Annotated in this window: 17 protein-coding genes, 1 tRNA gene and 1 pseudogene; 13 read left to right on the forward strand and 6 right to left on the reverse strand. The window is 59.6% G+C overall.

Going from position 1 to position 18,944, the window contains the following annotated elements; all coding sequences use genetic code 11:
• Nucleotides 1–3 precede the first annotated feature (3 nt).
• From GAL_RS13240 to GAL_RS13250, 3 genes are all read right to left on the reverse strand, one after another.
• Nucleotides 4–1,188 (reverse strand): M24 family metallopeptidase, encoded by a 1,185-nt coding sequence (locus GAL_RS13240; RefSeq protein WP_024098076.1) that lies wholly within the window; start codon nucleotides 1,186–1,188, stop codon nucleotides 4–6.
• A gap of 17 nt (nucleotides 1,189–1,205) precedes the next feature.
• Nucleotides 1,206–2,579: an aspartate aminotransferase family protein gene (locus GAL_RS13245; RefSeq protein ID WP_024098077.1), complete on the reverse strand. Its 1,374-nt coding sequence runs from the start codon at nucleotides 2,577–2,579 to the stop codon at nucleotides 1,206–1,208.
• Between the two features lie 229 nt (nucleotides 2,580–2,808).
• Nucleotides 2,809–3,834 (reverse strand): LacI family DNA-binding transcriptional regulator, encoded by a 1,026-nt coding sequence (locus GAL_RS13250; protein ID WP_024098078.1) that lies wholly within the window; start codon nucleotides 3,832–3,834, stop codon nucleotides 2,809–2,811.
• A gap of 129 nt (nucleotides 3,835–3,963) precedes the next feature.
• On the opposite strand from GAL_RS13250, the gene GAL_RS13255 reads away from it, so the two are divergent.
• The 11 genes and pseudogenes from GAL_RS13255 to GAL_RS13305 all read left to right on the forward strand — a co-directional run.
• Nucleotides 3,964–4,149: a hypothetical protein gene (locus tag GAL_RS13255; RefSeq protein WP_024098079.1), complete on the forward strand. Its 186-nt coding sequence runs from the start codon at nucleotides 3,964–3,966 to the stop codon at nucleotides 4,147–4,149.
• 23 nt (nucleotides 4,150–4,172) lie between these two features.
• Nucleotides 4,173–5,318, forward strand: a complete 1,146-nt coding sequence (locus tag GAL_RS13260; RefSeq protein ID WP_024098080.1) for a TRAP transporter substrate-binding protein — start codon at nucleotides 4,173–4,175, stop codon at nucleotides 5,316–5,318.
• Between the two features lie 110 nt (nucleotides 5,319–5,428).
• The gene (locus tag GAL_RS13265) at nucleotides 5,429–5,941 is read left to right on the forward strand and encodes a TRAP transporter small permease (protein ID WP_024098081.1); all 513 of its coding nucleotides are present in this window, start codon (nucleotides 5,429–5,431) and stop codon (nucleotides 5,939–5,941) included.
• A gap of 11 nt (nucleotides 5,942–5,952) precedes the next feature.
• Nucleotides 5,953–7,281: a TRAP transporter large permease gene (locus tag GAL_RS13270; protein WP_024098082.1), complete on the forward strand. Its 1,329-nt coding sequence runs from the start codon at nucleotides 5,953–5,955 to the stop codon at nucleotides 7,279–7,281.
• Between the two features lie 10 nt (nucleotides 7,282–7,291).
• A complete protein-coding gene (hisD, locus tag GAL_RS13275; RefSeq protein ID WP_024098083.1) occupies nucleotides 7,292–8,599 on the forward strand; it encodes a histidinol dehydrogenase in 1,308 nt (435 codons plus the stop codon).
• Complete coding sequence (locus GAL_RS13280; protein WP_024098084.1) at nucleotides 8,592–9,353, forward strand: SDR family NAD(P)-dependent oxidoreductase; 762 nt, start codon at nucleotides 8,592–8,594, stop codon at nucleotides 9,351–9,353. The genes hisD and GAL_RS13280 overlap by 8 nt, the downstream gene beginning before the upstream one ends.
• Nucleotides 9,350–10,330 carry an alcohol dehydrogenase catalytic domain-containing protein gene (locus tag GAL_RS13285; RefSeq protein ID WP_024098085.1) on the forward strand — a complete coding sequence of 327 codons (981 nt, stop codon included), beginning with the start codon at nucleotides 9,350–9,352 and terminating at the stop codon, nucleotides 10,328–10,330. The genes GAL_RS13280 and GAL_RS13285 overlap by 4 nt, the downstream gene beginning before the upstream one ends.
• A gap of 28 nt (nucleotides 10,331–10,358) precedes the next feature.
• Entirely contained in the window at nucleotides 10,359–10,769 is a 411-nt protein-coding gene (locus GAL_RS13290) for a universal stress protein (RefSeq protein ID WP_024098086.1), read from the forward strand.
• A gap of 35 nt (nucleotides 10,770–10,804) precedes the next feature.
• Nucleotides 10,805–11,311 (forward strand): thiamine pyrophosphate-binding protein, encoded by a 507-nt coding sequence (locus GAL_RS13295; RefSeq protein ID WP_024098087.1) that lies wholly within the window; start codon nucleotides 10,805–10,807, stop codon nucleotides 11,309–11,311.
• Complete coding sequence (gene comE, locus GAL_RS13300) at nucleotides 11,308–11,862, forward strand: sulfopyruvate decarboxylase subunit beta (RefSeq protein WP_024098088.1); 555 nt, start codon at nucleotides 11,308–11,310, stop codon at nucleotides 11,860–11,862. Before GAL_RS13295 ends, comE begins: the two co-directional genes overlap by 4 nt.
• Nucleotides 11,841–12,953 (forward strand): annotated as a pseudogene (locus GAL_RS13305) (alpha-hydroxy acid oxidase); the annotation flags it as partial. The gene comE and the pseudogene GAL_RS13305, both read left to right, overlap by 22 nt.
• Nucleotides 12,954–12,983: 30 nt before the next feature.
• Here the strand turns inward: GAL_RS13305 and GAL_RS13310 are convergent.
• The 3 genes from GAL_RS13310 to GAL_RS13320 all read right to left on the reverse strand — a co-directional run bounded on the left by GAL_RS13310 (nucleotide 12,984) and on the right by GAL_RS13320 (nucleotide 16,076).
• Nucleotides 12,984–13,733, reverse strand: a complete 750-nt coding sequence (locus GAL_RS13310; RefSeq protein ID WP_244462760.1) for an acyl-homoserine-lactone synthase — start codon at nucleotides 13,731–13,733, stop codon at nucleotides 12,984–12,986.
• A 77-nt stretch (nucleotides 13,734–13,810) separates the two neighbouring features.
• Entirely contained in the window at nucleotides 13,811–15,553 is a 1,743-nt protein-coding gene (locus GAL_RS13315) for an ATP-binding protein (RefSeq protein ID WP_024098091.1), read from the reverse strand.
• Nucleotides 15,554–16,000: 447 nt separating this feature from the next.
• Nucleotides 16,001–16,076, reverse strand: a tRNA-Thr gene (locus GAL_RS13320).
• A gap of 386 nt (nucleotides 16,077–16,462) precedes the next feature.
• Here GAL_RS13320 and GAL_RS13325 point away from each other — a divergent pair.
• Both GAL_RS13325 and GAL_RS13330 read left to right on the forward strand, forming a co-directional pair.
• Complete coding sequence (locus GAL_RS13325; RefSeq protein WP_024098092.1) at nucleotides 16,463–17,452, forward strand: hypothetical protein; 990 nt, start codon at nucleotides 16,463–16,465, stop codon at nucleotides 17,450–17,452.
• Between the two features lie 175 nt (nucleotides 17,453–17,627).
• Nucleotides 17,628–18,920, forward strand: coding sequence for an O-acetylhomoserine aminocarboxypropyltransferase/cysteine synthase family protein (locus GAL_RS13330; protein WP_024098093.1), 1,293 nt, complete (start codon nucleotides 17,628–17,630; stop codon nucleotides 18,918–18,920).
• Nucleotides 18,921–18,944: the final 24 nt, after the last annotated feature.

Below are 18,944 nucleotides of genomic sequence, written 5' to 3' on the forward strand. Positions count from 1 at the left end.
GGCTCAGTCCTTCACAAACAATTTGCGCTCCACGGTGCAGAGCGGCTCGGCAGCGCCTGTGTCGCGGATCAGTAAGGTTTCGGTGGTTTCCAGCCCCCATGTGTCCATCCAGAGGGCCGGCATGAAGTGGAAGACCATACCCGGTTGCAGTACAGTTGTGTCTTCACTGCGGATGGAGGCCGTGCGCTCCCCCCAGTCAGGTGGATAGGAGAGGCCAACCGGGTAGCCCATTCGGCCCGAACGCTCGATCCCGTGTTTGGCCATTACGGCCATAAAAGCATCCGCGATATCGCAGGTGCGATTGCCCGCGCGCGCGGCCTCTATTCCGGCGGCAATCCCTTCGATCTGGGCCGCCTCGATCCGCACGATATCTTCCGACGGGGTGCCCAGAAACACCGTACGTGACAGCGGCGCGTGGTAGCGGCGATAGCAGCCGGAGAGTTCAAAGAAGGTTGCTTCGCCCGCGCGCATGGACGTGCCATCCCAGGTGAGATGAGCCGCTGTCGCATCCAGCCCAGAGGGGGTCAGCGGCACAATGGCCGGGTAATCCCCCCAGTCGTCATCCACCCCGGTCACTCCGGCATGCAGGATATCGGCCACCAGATCGTTTTTACGCACGCCCGGTGCAGCCCGTTCGATGGCAGTCTGGATCACCTTATCGGTGATCCGCGCGGCCTTGCGCATAAAGCTGATCTCGGCATCGGATTTCACAAGCCGCTGCCAATTGACCAACGCGGTGGCATCTACCAAACCCGCCTGCGGAAGCTCTGCCGTCAATACGGCATGAGCCTTTGCAGAGTAGTAGTAATTCTCCATCTCAACACCGATCCGGGCGCGGTCAAGCCCGAGAGCGCTCAGATGCTCGGCAAGATCCTGCATCGGGTGGTGGTCGCTTGACTGGACATAGTAGTCGCCGTAGCCCAGCAGCCTGTCCTGCGCCATCCAGCAGGTGCGGCGGGCGCCCATCATATCCATGTACCGCCCCCACCAGATCGGATCGCCGTCTTTCGGGATGATCACCCCCTGATGCACGTAGAACGACCAGCCATCGTAGCCGGTAAGCCAGGCCTGATTGGACGGATCCGTAACAAAGAGCGCATCCAGCCCCGCAGCCGCCATTGCGGCCCGGGTCTTTGCCAATCGTCGTTGATATTCGGAGTGTTCAAACGGGATATTCAAATCTGTCATCTCGCCGCCTCCTCTCGTCAGCCCAGAACTGCCGTGACAGCACGCTGTGTCGCTGCGACCACCTGATCCGCCTCCTGTCGGGTCAGGCAGAAGGGCGGCGCAAAGCCGAGGATATCGCCCTGCGGCATGGCCCGCGCGATCACTTTGTCCTGCTCCAGAAGCTTGGCGGCTATCTGCGGGCCGATCTTGTCGCTGGCGTCAAACAGGCGGTGGTCGTCCCGATCCGCCACGAATTCCACCGCGCAGAGCATCCCCTCCCCCCGGACATCGCCCACATTCGGATGGTCGCCCAGCGCCTTGCGCATTTCGTCGTTCAGATAGGTCCCAACGGCACCAGCGTTTTCTACAAGGCCAAGCTGGTCGATCAGGGCGAGGTTAGCGACCCCGGCGGCGGCTCCGACAGGATGCGCCGAATAGGTCCAGCCATGACCAATCGGGCCGTTTTCATCCGTGCCGCGCTCCAGCACCTGCCACATCTTGTCGGACACGATAGAGCCCGACAGCGGCGCATAGGCAGAGGTCAGCCCCTTGGCGATGGTGATGAGATCGGGGCGCATGCCGTAGTGATCAGAGCCGAACATCGTGCCCAACCGACCAAAACCAGTCACCACCTCATCCGCGACCAGCAGGATATCGTGCCGGTCAAGCACCGCCTGAATGGCAGGCCAGTATCCTGCGGGCGGGGGCACTATGCCCCCGGTGCCCAGAACCGGCTCCCCGATGAAGGCGGCGATGGTATCGTCCCCTTCCCGCGCGATCAGCGCCTCCAGCTCTGCCACGCAATGGGCAACAAAATCGGCCTCGCTTTGACTGCGATCGCTGCGGCGGAAATAATAGGGCGCCTCGGTGTGGACCACCTGAGCCAGTGGCAGGTCGAACTTATTGTGGAACAACTCCAACCCTGTGAGCGAGCCGGTCATCAGCCCGGACCCGTGGTATCCCCGCCAGCGGGAGATGATCTTTTTCTTCTCGGGGCGGCCCAGAATGTTGTTGTAGTACCAGATCAGTTTGATGTTGGTTTCATTGGCGTCCGAGCCGGAGAGGCCAAAGTAGACCTTGGACATATGGTCCGGGGCGCGATCCATGATCATCTTCGCCAGTGTAATGGACGCCTCAGTCCCATGGCCCACATAGGAGTGATAATACGCCAGCTCGCGGGCCTGATCGGCAATGGCTTCGGCGATCTCAGGTCGGCCATAGCCAACGTTGACGCAGTAGAGCCCGGCAAAAGCATCCAGCAGCCGGTTGCCGTCGCGGTCCTCAATGTGGCAGCCGCTGCCACCGGTCACCACCCGCTGAGGCAGATTTCCGCGAGCGAATTCAGCGAGATGCGTTGAAGGATGGAAGAAGCTTTCGCGGTCCCATTGGTCGAGTTGGTCATTGTGAAGCATGGCTCACTCCTTGGCTTCGGCGGCGCGCCGCCTTTGGTCACATGAAGGGAGCCAGTTGCACGCGACAGACCAAGAGGCGGTCCGTTTTTGAGCGAAAAAGGCTCCGCCCACCCGGACAGCAGCGCGCAATGCCTTTATTGCCAGGGTTGTGCAGCAGTTGGAGCACGACCGGACGGCCGATGGCAACAGATTTTTTGTCAGCAGGCGGGTTAGCCGGTAAGAACGCGTACTATCTGTTGGACCGCCGCGCCAAGGACTGACGCGTGACAAGAGTGGTATTGATGCAGACCGACTGTCCTGCGGACCGGCCTTCGACGATTGCAATCAACTCTTGCGCCGCCTTGCGCCCCATCTCGCGGTGCGGGACATGCACGGTTGTGAGAGCGGGGCTGACGATTTCTGCCAGTTCAATATCATCGAATCCGGTGATGGAGACATCGTCGGGCACGGCAATCCCACGGCTTCGCGCCTCGCGGAGCGCCCCAGCCGCCAGAACGTCATTGCCGCACATCACCACGGTCGGACGGGGCGCACGCGACATCAGCTCTGCAAAGGCTGCGGCCCCTTTTTCAATCTCATAGGGGGTTTCGATCAATGTGAGCGTAGCCGGGTCGAGCCCCCTGGAGCGCATGGCATCCTGAACACCGCTGACGCGATTTTGGGCGCGGTCGTTGCCCTGCAGGATACCGGAGATCATCGCAATGTGCCGGTGCCCGGCGTCCACCACCGTTTGGGCAAGATCGCGCATCGCGCCCTTGTTGCTGAACCCGACCGACGGCTGCGGCCGTTCCGGAGCATAAGACCAGGCCACAAGGACCGGAACCCGATGTTTCTCCAGATACTGGTAGATCTGCTCCTCCCGGTCGTGGCCAATCAGCAGCAAGCCATCTGCGCCACGCGCAACCAATGTGCGGATCTGCTCCTTCTCGACCTCGGGGCTATAGGCGGAGCTGGACACCAAAAGGGTGTAGCCATCCTCGCGCAGCTGATCCTGAAAGGCCTGCAAGCCGCGGGCAAAGATCGCATTGTCCATGGTGGGGATGATGGCCCCAATGGTGAAACTGCGTTTGGCGGCCATCACGCGGGCTGCAAAGTTCGGCGTGTAGCCCAGCGATTCGACCGCCTCCATCACCCGCTGGCGGGTTGTCTCGATGACACGGTCCGGCGAATTCAAGCAGCGCGACACCGTGGCGGTCGAAACACCCGCCACCTTGGCAACATCGTTAAGTGTCGGAGCTGAGGGGGTTTTTCCCATGTTGTACCTGCCATGCCTTTGACGCATCTTAGCATAAAAACCACCCGCTGCCAGCCGTCAATGTAAACGCTTGCATTATTGATGTAAGCGCTTACAAATGATGTTGAGATAACAAACCGGGATCTTTCGATGTTTCTGATGGCGTCTGTTTGCGTGTTTGCCGTGTTCTTTGCCAATGTCGCCCTCGGCGCTTTTGGCAGCGGTGGTTTCCTCAGCGATGTCGGCGAGATGGTGATCCTGTTTGCGGCTTCCATTCTGTTTGTGGCGGCCATTCTCAAACGCGAAGCTGACCAAAAAAACCAAGACGGCAGCTGACGGATTTCCAAGGGAGGAAGACAATGACGAATGGCAAGGATGGCCTCAAATCTGCTGAGCGCCGGAATTTTCTGAAACTGGCCTCAACCGGCTCTTTCACCGCTGCTCTGGTTGCCGGGGCTGGAGGTGTGCTTTGGTCGTCTGAGGCTGTTGCCCAGACAGCCAAGGAAGAGAAAGAGCGCGAGCGCGCAGCCGCGCATATCATGACCGTTGCCACGGCCTATGTGCTGGGCGCGTCGCGCAGCTATCCGATCATGCAGCTGGATCTGAAGGAAAACATCCAGAACGCCACCAACGGCAAGGTCTACGTCAAGCTGGCCCCCGGCGGGCAGTTGGGTGCAGGTGGCGCCCTAGTGCAGAAGGTTCAGGGCGGCACCATTCAGGCGGCGCAGCATTCGCTGTCGAATTTCGCGCCTTTCGCCTCCACCGTTGACCTGATCAACATGCCTTATCTCTGCGGCTCCAATCAGCGATTCACCAATCTGGTCACCTCCGATTTCTGGAAGAGTGAGGTGCACCCCAAAGTGGAGGCCAACGGATTCAAGGCTTTGTTCTATGTGAACATCGACCCTCGTGTGGTGGCCGTGCGCAAGGGCGGTAACGCGGTGATGTCACCGGGCGACATGTCCGGTGTGAAGTTCCGGGTGCCCGGTTCCAAGATGCTGCAACAGTATTACCGCATGGTCGGTGCCAACCCGACACCCGTAGCCTGGGGTGAAACACCTTCGGCCATCAAGCAGGGCGTGGCCGATGCGCTGGATCCCTCGGTGGGCGCGCTGTATGTCTTTGGCTTCAAAGACATTCTGAGCCACGTGACCTTCACCCAGGCGGTGCCGGACAGTCAGGTCTATTCGTGCAATCTGGAATGGTTCAACTCTTTGCCAGCCGATGTGCAGGACGGCGTGATGTGGGGCTCGGAAATGACCGCGCATCAGAACCTCTCCAAAGTCCCCTCCGCGCGCGCTTATGCAATGGCAGAGCTTGCGAAGGCCGGTGTCGAATTCCACACGCTGAGCGGTGACCAGCTGGGCGAATGGCAAGAGGCCGGCGGCTACCAGCGCAGCGAATGGGATAGCTTCAAGACCGAGCTGGCAGGCTCCATGGACAATTTTGCCAAACTGGAAGAGGCCGCAGGCACCCAAGGCAAATACTTCGTCCACGACGCCTGAGCCGCAGCGGGCGGATGCTACGCGTCCGCCCCTGCCCCATCTTCAACAGCCATCTTCGCAACAGCCCTCAGGGCTGGCTGCGGAGGTGTGCCTGAACCACGGGACTGCCAATGCACATCCTGCGAACCATCGACAAGAATGCAGAACGCTGGCTGCTGCTGGCCTTCTACGTGATGCTGGTCATCACCATGGCGGTTGAAGTGATCCGACGCGAACTCTTTGCCTATTCTTCGATCTGGGGCGAGGAGATCGTCCGCTACTCCTTCATCTATCTCGCCTGGATCGGTGCTGCTGCTGCGGTCAAGGAACGCGCCCATATCCGCATTGATGTGCTCATGCACTACCTCGGGCCACGGCCCAAGGCGCTGCTTTATATCTTTGGTGATCTGGTGATGTTCGTTGTCGCTCTCGTGGCGCTCTACTGGTCGTTTGAAACGGTGCTGGTGTCGGCGAAATTCGGATCGGTCAGCCACGGGCTGCGCATTTCCATGGTCTGGTTTCTGATGGCCGTGCCTGCGGGCTTTGCCCTGATGGTCTGGCGTCTGCTGCAATCCTTCCTGCGCGACTGGCGCAGCCTTCGAGACGGCACACCCGTCTTTGAAGGTGACAAATTGTTTGATTGAGGGCCTGAGCGATGTTGTGGAATTCACTCAACCAGACAGTCGAATTGGGCTGGGACTTCTATCTGCCGGTCATTCTGTTCGTGGCGCTGATCGCGCTGGCAGTACCGGTCTGGGCGGCGATCGGCGCTGCTGCGATCACCATGCTGGTAATGTCGGGCGACCTGCCGCTCAGCGCCATCGGCGAAAGCCTGTTCACCGGCATTGATGCCTTTGCACTAACGGCGGTGCCCCTGTTCATCCTGACCGGTGATGTGCTGGTCAGAACCGGGCTGAGCAAGAAATTCCTTGATGTGGCGGAGGCGCTGACCTGCTGGACGCGGGGTGGTTTCGGATCGGCCACTGTGCTGGTCTGCGGCATGTTCGCGGCGATCTCCGGCTCTGATGCGGCGGGTGCGGCTGCGGTCGGGCGGATGACCATCAACCGGCTGGTCGAAAGCGGCTACCCCCGCCCCTATGCCTGCGCGCTGGTAGCGGCCGGCGCCTGCACCGGCATCCTGATCCCGCCCTCCATCGCCTATATCATCATCGGGCTGGTACTGGGTATTTCCGCCTCCACCCTGTTTCTGGCGGCGCTGATCCCGGGCATTGCGATCCTGGTGTCGATCCTTGTCACCAATATCATCATGAACCGGCTCTATACCTATGAGACCGGCGGCAATATGGGGCTGGGGGAATGGCTGGGCAATCTGGGCCAGTCACTAAAATCCGGCTGGTATGCCTTCATCGTGCCCGGCATCATCTTCTACGGCATCTTCTCCGGACGCCTGACCCCGACTGAGGCCGGCGCCACCGCCGTGGTGGTCACCATCCTGATGGGGTTCATCCTTGGTACGCTGAAACTGTCGGACTTCCCGGCGATGCTGGTCAGCTCGGCCAAGGTAAACGGGGTAATCCTGCCGATTATCGCCTTCTCAGCGCCTTTGGCGGAGGCACTGGCCATCATGGGCGTGCCACAGGGGTTTGTAACGGCCGTGACCGGGCTGACTGACGATCCGGCCATGCTGATCCTGTTGATGATCTGCATCCTGATCGCTGCGGGCTGTGTGATGGAGACGACGCCCAATATCGTGATCCTGGCACCGATCCTGAAACCCCTCGCCGACAACATCGGCATGAACGAAATTCAGTTCTGCATCATGATGATCACCGCGCTGGGGGTTGGCTTCATCACCCCGCCGCTGGGGCTGAATCTCTTCGTTGTCTCCGGCATTACTGGCGAGTCCATCCTCAAGATCGCCGCCCGAGCCATCCCCTTTGTTCTGACCATGCTGATCGTGGTGCTGCTGATTGCCTATATCCCGGCGATTTCGACCACGCTGCTTCCTGATATCTACAAGTAGGACCCCTGATATGACCCGAGAGTATCTGAAGACGGCTGCCCTGACCCCAAAGTCGGATGCCTCCGAGACCCATAAGATCGTTCAGGACATCCTCGACGATATTGAGGCGGGCGGCGATGCAAAGGCGTTAGAGTATGCGGCCAAATTCGACAAATACGACGGCAACGTCCTCCTGACAGCGGAAGAGATCGAGGCCGCCTGCGCGCTGGTCCCGGAGAAGCTGAAAGCCGACATCCGGTTCGCGCATGACAATGTGCGCCGCTTTGCCGAGCTGCAAAAAGGTACGATGCAGGATGTGGAGACCGAGATTTCCCCGGGCTTCATCACCGGGCAAAAGGTAATCCCGGTCGATGCGGCAGGCTGCTATGTGCCCGGCGGGCGCTACAGCCATATCGCCAGCGCGATCATGACCGTGACCACTGCCAAGGTGGCTGGCTGCAAACATATCACCGCCTGTTCGCCGCCCCGCCCCGACACAGGCGTGGCCCCGGCAATCGTCTATGCCGCGCATATCTGCGGCGCTGACAAGATCATGGCGATGGGTGGTGTGCAGGGCGTTGCGGCAATGACCTTTGGCCTCTTTGGCCTGCCCAAGGCGAATATCCTCGTCGGTCCCGGCAATCAGTTCGTGGCCGAGGCCAAGCGCATCCTGTTTGGCCGTGTCGGCATCGATATGATCGCAGGCCCCACCGATAGCCTGATCCTGGCCGATAGCACGGCGGATGCCCATATCGTCGCGACCGATCTCGTCAGCCAAGCGGAACATGGTTACAATTCCCCGGTCTGGCTGGTCACGGACGACCGCGCTCTGGCCGAAGACGTGATGCATCTGGTACCCGGCTACATTGACGACTTGCCCGAGGTGAACCGCGACAATGCCGCCGCTGCCTGGCGAGATTATGCGGAGGTGATCCTCTGTGCCAACCGCGAAGACATGGCCGCCTGTTCCGACGAATACGCGCCCGAGCATCTGACCGTGCAGGCCGAGGATCTGGACTGGTGGCTGGGGCAGCTGACCTGCTACGGCTCCCTGTTCCTGGGTGAGGAAACCACGGTCTCCTACGGTGACAAGGCGGCGGGCACCAACCACGTGCTGCCAACCTCGCGCGCGGCCAGCTACACCGGCGGCCTGTCGGTCCATAAATACATGAAGATCGTCACCTGGCAGCGCGCCACCCGCGAAGGCTCCAAACCGGTGGCAGAAGCCACGGCGCGGATTGCCCGGCTGGAGGGGATGGAAGGCCACGCCCGCGCCGCCGATGTGCGTTTGGCCAAGTATTTCCCGGATGAAACCTTTGACCTGACCGCCAATGGTTGACCCGCGCGCCCTGTTTGATCTGACAGGCAAGACCGCCTGTATCACCGGCGCCAGCTCCGGTCTGGGGCGTCGTGCAGCGATTGCGCTGGCCGCTGCCGGTGCGAAAGTGGTCGCGGTGGCGCGCCGGGCCGAGGCGTTGGAGGGGCTCTGTGCTGAGATAGGCGTCAATGCTGCCTCTGTGGTGGCAGATGTAGCAGACCGCAGCAGGTTGGACGCGCTGCGTGAAAAGGTTTCAGCCCCCTTCGGGGCACCCGATATCCTGATCCATGCGGCGGGTGTGAATACCCGGCAAACGGCGGATGACGTCACAGCCGAGGGCTGGGAGCAGACTATCGCACTGAACCTCTCTGCACCCTTTTTCCTCAGCCAGGCCCTGGTGCCGGCGATGAAGGACCGGGGCTGGGGGCGGATCGTCAATTTCGCCTCGCTCCAAACCACGCGCGCCTTTCCCGGCGGTATCGCCTATGGCGCCAGCAAGGGTGGGATCGGCCAGCTGACCCGAGCCATGGCAGAGGCCTGGTCGCCCCATGGCATCACCGCCAACGCAATTGGGCCGGGGTTCTTCCCGACCGAACTGACGCAGGCCGTGTTCGATGATGGGGACCGTGCGGCCCGCAACGCCGCACAGACCTGCATCGGCCGCAATGGCCGGCTGGAGGATCTGGACGGACCGCTGCTGTTTCTGTGCTCGGATGCCTCCGCCTATGTCACCGGTCAAATCCTGATGGTTGACGGGGGGTTCACAGCGAAATGAAAGCCTTGGTTTATGAAGGGGTTGAGACGCTGGCGTTCCGCGATGTGCCGATGGCAACCGGACAGGAAGGCGAGCATCTGATCCGCATCCACGCCTCTGGTATCTGCGGCTCGGATATGCATGCCTATCTGGGCCACGACAGCCGCCGCCCTGCCCCGCTGATCCTGGGGCATGAGGCTGCGGGCGTCATCGAGGACGGGCCGCAAGCGGGTCGCCGGGTGACGATCAATCCACTGGTGACCTGTAGCAACTGCACGGCCTGCACCTCGGGGCGGGAAAACCTCTGCGCCAGCCGCCAGATCATCTCCATGCCGCCGCGCGAGGGGGCTTTTGCCCAGTTTGTGACGATGCCCGAGCGCAATCTTGTGACCGTGCCAGAGGATACCCCGCTGGAGAAGGCCGCGTTGGCTGAACCCCTGGCCGTGAGCTGGCACGCGGCCCGACTGGCCCTGGAGGCCCTGCACCCGGAAACCGAACGTCGCGCGCTGGTGATCGGCGGCGGTGCCATTGGTCTGGCGGCGGCGCTGGCGCTTAGGGCGATGGGGGTTGAGGACATCACCATCCAGGAACCAAACGAAGCACGCCGGGCCTTCCTAATGGACCATTGCGGTCAGCAGACAGTCGCGGAGTTTCAAGGCATGGTGCCGCTGGTCGTCGATGCGGTGGGCTATGCCGCTACCCGCGCCGCCGCCTCTGCCGTGGCCGCTCCCGGCGGGGTGATTGCCCATGTCGGGCTGGGCGAGGATACGGGCGGTCTGGATATCCGCCGCATGACGCTTCAGGAAATCACCTTCATCGGGACCTATACCTATACGGCGCAGGATTTCCGCGACACAGCGCAGGCGATTTTTGATGGCCGATTAGGAGCACTGGAGTGGCCCGAGATCCGCCCCTTGTCAGAAGGAGCCGCCGCATTTCGCGACCTGCGGTCTGGCGCAGTGGCCGCGCCGAAGATCATTCTAGATCCCTGGGCCTAAGCCCTGAGCTGAGCAAACGGAGAGCACCATGTATGACAAGATCCTGGTTCCCATGGCCCTGGACCACGGGGTTTCTGGTATAACGCTGAAAGCTGCTGCGACCCTGTGCAATCCCGGTGGGCAAATTACCGCGCTGCATGTTTATGAGGCACCACAAGGCTCTGTCAGTGCCTATTTGGATGAGGACGCCGTGCGGGAAGGGCTCGATAAGGCGCGCCAACAGCTGACCAAGAAAACCGCTGATTATGGCGATGTCACCGCCGAAATTGTCAAAGGCCGCTCGTATCGCGCCATTGTTGAATATGCAGAACAGCACGGCATGGATTGTATTGTCGTTGGCTCACATAAACCCGGGCTCAGCGACTTTTTCCTCGGCTCGACAGCCGCCCGCGTGGTGCGCCATGCGCCCTGCGCCGTGCATGTCTGCCGCACCCTCTGACCCAACACCGAGACCTGAAGCAAAGGCAACCGACCATGAGTATAGACAACAGGATCGCTGACGATCTGGCGGCCAATGACGTGTCCTTCGTCACCACCGTCCCCTGTAAACAGCTGGCCGGGGTGATTGAAGAGATCGACCAGCGCGAGGATATCTTCCACATCCCCTCCAACAAGGAAGACGAGGGCATGGGGCTGTGCGCCGGTGCTTGGATGGGCGGCAAACGTCCCGCGATCATCATGCAAAACACGGCCATCGGGGTCACTATCAACACGCTGGCGACGCTGACCCAGTATTACCGGATGCCGCTGCCGATGCTGATCTCTTACCGTGGTGAGCTGCGTGAGCCGGTTGCCTGTCAGGTAGAAATGGCCGTGCATACAAAGGCGCTATTGGCGCAGCTCAATATCCCGACCTACCACTTCCACTGGCAAAAGGACGTCGAAGAGTTCGACAACATCCTGAAATACACCTTCATGTGCAACAAACCTGTTGCCATTCTGACCGATGCCAATTTCTGGGGAGGCTATGGCGACCAATGATCCGTTCCGAAATCCTGAAAGAGATCGCCCCTATCCTGCGTGACCAGCTGGTGGTCTGTAATATCGGTATTCCATCACAGGAATTACATGCGATCGACGACCAACCCAGCAATTTCTATATGCTGGGCACTATGGGACTTGCCTCCTCCATCGGGCTGGGGTTGGCGCTGGCCCAGCCGAAACCGGTGATCGTGATCGACGGGGATGGCTCGATCCTGACCAACCTTGGTACCTTGCCCACGATTGGCAACAACGCGCCCGGAAACTACATCCTGATGATCATCGACAATGGTTCCTATGGGTCTACCGGCGATCAACCCACCTATACCAGTCAGCGCACCGATCTGGCTGCCATGGCGCGCGCGGCTGGCTGTGGCCGGGTGATTGAGGTGCAGGACAAGGACACCGGCCCTGCGCTGAAACAGACGCTCGCAAGTGGTGAAGCCACGGTGCTGGTGGTGAAATGCGACAGCGGCAACGCTAAGATGCCAGTGATCACCATGGACCCGGTGGTGATCCGCGACCGCTTCATGAAGGCCGTGGCCGACTGATGGGCACAGACGCTATCCATTCGGCTGAGGATGCCCGCCGTCTGGCCCGGCGGCGGCTGCCCTGGATGGTGTTTGACTATATCGACGGGGCTGCGGGACAGGAAACCGGGGCCGCGCGGAACCGCGCGGCTCTGGATGCCATCACCCTGCGCCCCCGTATCCTGCGCAATGTCAGCCAGCGCTCGCTGGCGACAAGGATCTTTGGCGCGGAGGCAGACCGCCCGTTCGGCATTGCCCCCATGGGCATGTGTAACCTCGCCGCCCCCGGTGCCGATCTGATGCTGGCGCGGCTGGCGGCGCGATACCGGGTGCCGCATGGGGTCTCCACAGTCGCCTCGACGCCACTGGAAACCATTCTGGAGGCAGCGGAGGGCTATGCTTGGTTCCAGCTTTATTTCAGCGGGGACGGTAGCGGCAGTTTCAAACTGGCTGAACGGGCGCGTGCCGCCGGATATCAAACCCTGGTACTGACGGTCGATGTGCCAGAAGTCGGCCGCCGCCCGCGCGAGCTGCGTCACGGTTTCAAGATGCCGTTCCGTATCGGGCCACGCCAATTCATCGATTTTGCCCTACATCCGCGCTGGTCTCTCACCACTGTGTTAAAAGGCAAGCCAGTGATGGCGAACTTTGAAATGGAAGGCTATGACTTTGACCGCACCGAAAGCCGGGCGCGGGCCACCTGGGGCACGCTGGCCCGGCTGCGCGATTTATGGCCCGGAAAGCTGGTGGTGAAAGGTGTGCTAGACGTTGAGGATGCCCGCGCATTGGTGGCTGCGGGGGTTGATGCCATTCAGGTCTCCAGCCACGGCGCCCGGCAACTGGAGGCTGCCCCCGCCCCGATAGAAATGCTGGCGAAAATCCGGGCCGATCTTGGATCAGAGTTTCCGGTTTTCTATGACAGCGGCATCCGGTCGGGGGAAGACATTCTGAAAGCGATCACAATGGGCGCTGATTTTGTGTTTCTGGGCCGTATCCTGCAATATGCGATTGCCGCGAGAGGCGAGACCGGGCTGGAACAACTGTGGCATGCGCTGAGCGAAGAGCTGAGCATTGCGATGGCACAAAGCGGGCGCGTCTCCCTCAGGCATTAAGGGGCGCGCTAAAGCCGCCGCGGCGCACAGTCACGCTGCGTTTGCGTCGCTGCGCTGGCCCTTCGCATCAACCGTCAAATGGTAGGCCTGACAGATTTCGCCGCCGGCTTCGAACCTCGGGCCCGCCGAGGTGATCGATAGGCGCGCCCGGCGCATCAGCAGCGCAGCTGTGACCGAGGTAATGCATAAGAAAGCGCTGATATTCCACTCTTGCGCGAGCCGGGTCAGGCCTCGCTCCAGATGACCACGCACATCCATACGGTCGCGCGCGCTGAGCGTGTCCTCGACGAAAAACCGGCTAACTTCCCAGATTGCGGCGTCCTGCGGCGCCGAATGATCCAGGACATTCGACGGCAATCCGGGCAGCAGCCCCAACTGCGCATCACGCAACATGTAGCTGGTTGTCATGCACTGTGCCGTAGTCGGGGTCATCCGGAAACCACCGAGAACTCTTTTCTCTTCATGTACAGTACAGTAGATACTCTCCGGGGTGTCGTACTGGTCGAACTCTAACCCTCGCACATTGGGCAAATTCCAGCGGCGCAACTGAACAAAATGGCGATATCGCGCGCGCAGCATCTCAGTGAAGAGCCCACCGGTCTCCGCAAAATTGTCGAATGTAATTTCTGTCGACTGCATCGTCGGCCCGGTCGGTTGTTCCAGCCCGAATGCAAACGTACATTCCGGCAATTTATCGAAAATTCGACTCAACCTATCCGGAAAGCGTAAATTTTGAATTAATTCACAACGGCGGCTCCGTTTTGCGACGGTTTCTCCCATCCGGAGTGCGTCAGTCGCAAATAACTATGGGCGCCCGAAACTAAACAGTAGCGTCTGCCTCATATATTGCACAGCGGTCAGGCAGAGCGCACTGCCGGTACAGATGTAATCCTGCAAATTTCCGATAGCAGCACCGATTTTTTGACCGGTTTAGACAGATAACTCACCGCGCCTAGCCGCAGGAACAGCTCCTGTTCTTCCGGAGCGGCGTTCGCCGTCAGCATCACCACTGGCGTCGCCCCAATCCGCCCGCCCCGTCGCAGCATTTCCGTCAGGGTTTCACGGCCATCCATCACCGGCATTTTCATGTCCAAAAGCACCAGATCAAACGAGTGTCGCTCTAAGGCCTCCAAAGCCTCGGCCCCGTTTTCTGCATCGGTAATCCGGACACCGCTGTTTTTTAAAAACGCCCGGACAACCAGGCGATTGGAGGTCGTATCATCGACCAGAAGAATGGACAAATCGCCGAGTTCGCTGGTCTCTGCGCGCACTGCCTGCTGCGGCAGGACCTCCACCTCAGAAGCATCCAGCGCGGTGATGGGACAAAAGAACGTAAAACAGCTGCCCCAGTCGCGGCCGGTCTGCACCGTGATATCGCCCCCCATAATGCGGGCCAGATGGCGGGCAATCGCCAACCCCAACCCAGTGCCTGGCACGTTGGGCGCATTTTTGTCCTTGGCACGGTAAAAATCGGTGAAGAGCTTGGCGCTCTGCTCTGGTGTCATGCCCCGACCAGTGTCGGAGACTGCAACACGCAACATCGTGCACCCGTCAACATCTTCACAATCAGCAACCACCTCAATCTGACCGGTTTCAGTATACTTTACCGCGTTGGACACCAGATTTCCGATCACCTGGCGCAACCGCAATGCATCACATTCAGCATAGTCGGGGATACTCTGCGTTAGGCTGACAGTCAGGCTGAGCCCCTTTTCATCTGCCCTCGCGCGATACATTTCGACGGCGCTAGAGATCTCCTCCTGTGGGGAGGCGGTGGCCAGATTCAATTCGAACTGGCCGGACTCGATCTTGGCGTGATCAAGAACATCGTCAAGAATACCGGTGAGCGCCTGAGACGATTTGCGCAGCAGTTGCGTTTGCTCCCGCAGCGTATCAGACTCAGAGTTTTCTTCTTCAATGAGTTCGGACATGCCACAAATCGCATTCAGAGGTGTGCGGATTTCATGGCTCATCGCGGCGAGGAACCGGCTCTTGGCGCGGCTCGCGGCCTCCGCTGCGCTTAGCGCTTCGCGCAACTGCGCGGTCAACCGGTGCTGCACCCACATCGCGTGCACCATATAGGCGGCTCCCAACAAGAGAATGACCGCAGCTATGATCATTTCAACGGGACTTGCGACCCGGAGCAGCGTCGCACAGACCATATACCCCACGGTACAAAGAATCGGTACCGCAGTAATGATCCCAAAATAGAACCACGCAGATCGAGCGACGACCGAATGGTTGAGCGCGATGATCAGCAGCATCGCCCCCATCAGTTTCGGGAAGGGTTCAGGATGCAGGAACAACAGCAGCGACAGCGAATTGAAAACGCAGACACCGACAAACGCGGAACTGGCAAAGAGGAAGATGCCGCCGGGCGTCACGCCCGAAGACAACCGCCGGTAAACTCGCAGACCAACCAATTCGACAAAGACGTAGGCCGCATAGACAACGGCAACGGTCTGCAAGGACAGAAAATAGAGGGACAGCAGCGACACCAGGGTGATCGAGGCAAATCGGGACGGAAGGTCAGACCGAACAAGCTTGTTTTGGCTGGCAACGGAAGTCACGAGGTCTGGCGATAATGAAAACAAACGCATCCTCCTTTCCGGTTTTCCCTGGCCATCTCCCCGCCATCGCGTTCACGCGTCAAAGGCGAGTCTCACCTAATTTGACAACAGCTATCCGATTCGCTCATACCGTCAAATTGCGTTCAAATGGTGACAGATGACTTAATATTGCCGGGCGGACCTTAGCGACAGGCTGATCAAACTCAACTTTTAATGAGAAAGACACCCCCCACACCAGATAGGAGCACTTCGCTGTCAAATGCTCAACCTTGGCGAGGTTGAGCCACGCGATATGTCACAAATCCCTTTTCGCAAAGGGCATAAAACAGCAACTGCTTCTAGACAATATTCGGTCGCAATCGTCACCTTGGCTAGACGTCACGACGGACGCTGGCCGCTGTCATCGCCGCGCATGTGAAAAGAAATCACCAGAAAGCGCATCCAGAAAATGCACTCTAACAATGCTAAATTGGAAAATGGTGCCCCCACACGGACTCGAACCGCGGACCTACTGATTACAAATCAGTTGCTCTACCAGCTGAGCTATAGGGGCCTTGAGCAGCGAGATAGCGCCTCTCGCGAAGGGGTGCAAGACGAAAAATTCGCCTTGTGGCCGAGAATATCATAGCAGCACTTGAATCGCTGATCGTGCATATTTCTCCATGATCGATCCAGCTCCCAATGCAGCCGGTTACAGAGCCTGTGAGGTCGGAACCCCTACAGTTCAAACGATTAGCCTGACGTTGGCGGCAGCATCCATCTTGGCTGACCTTTTGATCATGACAGCGTTGCGGTCGGGTCTCAAATGTCAAATCGATCCAAAGACATGCTGGTGACCGCTGCAGAAATATATGATCATGCCATCAACACGATGATAGGGGCTGTCGCGTTCCAGCGAAGGCGACGTGCTGACCGCCCCGAGCAACCGGAAGCAGCCGTATGACGGGAACACGTTTCAATATCATGATCGTCGGACAGGCGGGGCGGTTGCAATATGAGGCGGTGCTGTTTGCGGCCTCGCTGCGCCAATACGCACCTGAATTTACAGGGCGGCTCTATGTGGCGGTCCCGCAGTCAGGCGCGCTCTGGACCAAGGATCCCAGCATTCACAACAAACCGGTGTTGGACGCGTTGGAGGCCTTGGGGGCGGAGATCCTACCGTTTCAATCCGCCGCCTTTGGCGAGAGCTACCCCTATGGCAACAAGATTGAGGCGCTTCTGGCCATGCCAGAGGGCGAACCATTTGTGTTCTTTGACACCGACACGCTAATCACAGGTCCGCTCGACCAGCTACCGTTGGATTTTACCCGCCCCTCGGCGTCCCTGCGCCGGGAGGGCACCTGGCCGAAGCCAACGCTTTATGGTCCCGACATGACCGGAATTTGGCGCGCATTATATGATCGCTTCGGTCTGGATTTCGACAAGAGCCTTGATCACAGCCAGCCTGAAAATTTCTGGCGCCGCTACCTCTATTTCAATGCCGGCTACTATTACGGCAGCTGTCCACACATCTTTGGCCAGCGGTTTCTTGAGTATGCCCTGTCCATCCGCGACGATCTGCCAAAGGCATTGATCGGCCAGTCGCTGGACCCCTGGCTGGATCAGATCGCCCTGCCATTGGTGATTCACAGCCTTGGCGGGGGGCGGGCGACACTGCCCGAGGGCTATCTTGATGGGGAGATGAGTTGCCATTACCGCAATTTACCCCTGCTTTATGCGCGAGAAAGTGATGATGTCGTCGCCGCGCTGGAGACAGTGGCCAGCCCGAACAAGATCAAAAAAGTTCTGAAACAATATGAGCCGATGAAGCGCATGATCTATCAGGGGCGCGGCGCCAAGGTACGCGCCATGTTTGATCGCGAGAACCTCCCCCGCAAGGAACAGGCCTTGCGCAACCGGATAAAGTCTGCCGGTTTCTGGATGCGATAATCAGCCTCTTGGACCAACGGCCTCTGCAGAAGAATGCCTTGTGTGCCCAGGCCGGATCCTGCGCCACATGAGGGCGACGAAAAATTGCAGCTTGCCTTACGGATCGTGGCAGAGTGTTCTTACGCGCGAAACAATTTCCGACCAGTAGGGTCGACCATCCAAGGGAGCACATCCAATGTCTGAAGCGCCAAGCTACGGGTTCGACACATTGCAAATTCATGCCGGCGCCAAGCCCGATCCGGCCACCGGTGCGCGTCAGACGCCGATCTACCAGACCACCGCCTATGTGTTTCGCGATGCAGATCATGCGGCGGCCCTGTTCAACCTTCAGGAAGTCGGCTTTATCTACTCGCGCCTGACCAACCCGACAGTGGCCGTGCTTCAGGAGCGCATTGCGACCCTGGAAGGCGGCGTTGGGGCGGTCTGCTGTTCTTCCGGCCATGCGGCCCAGATCATGGCGTTGTTCCCGCTGATGGGACCGGGATGCAATGTGGTGGCCTCAACCCGGCTATACGGAGGCACCGTCACCCAGTTCAGCCAGACCATCAAACGCTTTGGCTGGTCGGCCAAATTCGTGGATTTTGACGACCCTGAGGCGGTGGCCGCAGCCATTGATGACGACACGCGGGCGGTGTTTGGCGAATCTGTTGCGAACCCTGGCGGCTATGTCACGGATATCCGCTCCATTGCGGATGTTGCGGATGCGGCGGGTGTGCCACTGATCATCGACAACACCTCTGCCACGCCTTATCTCTGTAATCCGATTGCTCATGGGGCGACGCTGGTTGTGCATTCCACAACAAAATACCTGACCGGCAACGGCACCGTGACCGGTGGCGTGATCGTGGACTCCGGCACATTTGACTGGTCGGCAAATGACAAATTCCCGTCGCTGTCGCAGCCCGAGCCGGCCTATCACGGACTGAAGTTCCACGAGACCTTTGGCGGTCTGGCCTTCACCTTCCATGGCATTGCCATCGGCCTGCGCGATCTGGGCATGACCATGAACCCACAGGCCGCGCATTATACGTTGATGGGGATCGAAACCCTCAGCCTGCGGATGGAACGCCACTGCGAGAATGCCAAAACCGTGGCCGCCTGGCTGGAGCAGGACCCGCGCGTGGACTATGTGACCTACGCCGGGCTGCCATCCTCACCCTATCATGATCGTGCGAAAGAACAGTATCCCAAGGGCACCGGCGGGCTTTTCACCTTTGCTGTGAAGGGCGGGTATGACGCCTGTGTCAAACTGGTGAACTCACTGGAAATTTTCAGCCATGTTGCCAACCTTGGCGATACCCGGTCGCTGATTATCCACTCAGCCTCAACCACCCATCGCCAGCTGACGCCTGAACAACAAGAGGCGGCTGGCGCCGGTGCGAATGTTGTGCGCGTCTCTATCGGCATTGAAAACGCCGATGACCTGATTGCCGATCTGGATCAGGCCCTGAGCAAGGCGAGCAGCTAACCCGCTGATATCGCGCCAGTGTTA

It is taken from the genome of Phaeobacter gallaeciensis DSM 26640, assembly GCF_000511385.1.
In the GTDB taxonomy this organism is placed as follows: domain Bacteria; phylum Pseudomonadota; class Alphaproteobacteria; order Rhodobacterales; family Rhodobacteraceae; genus Phaeobacter; species Phaeobacter gallaeciensis.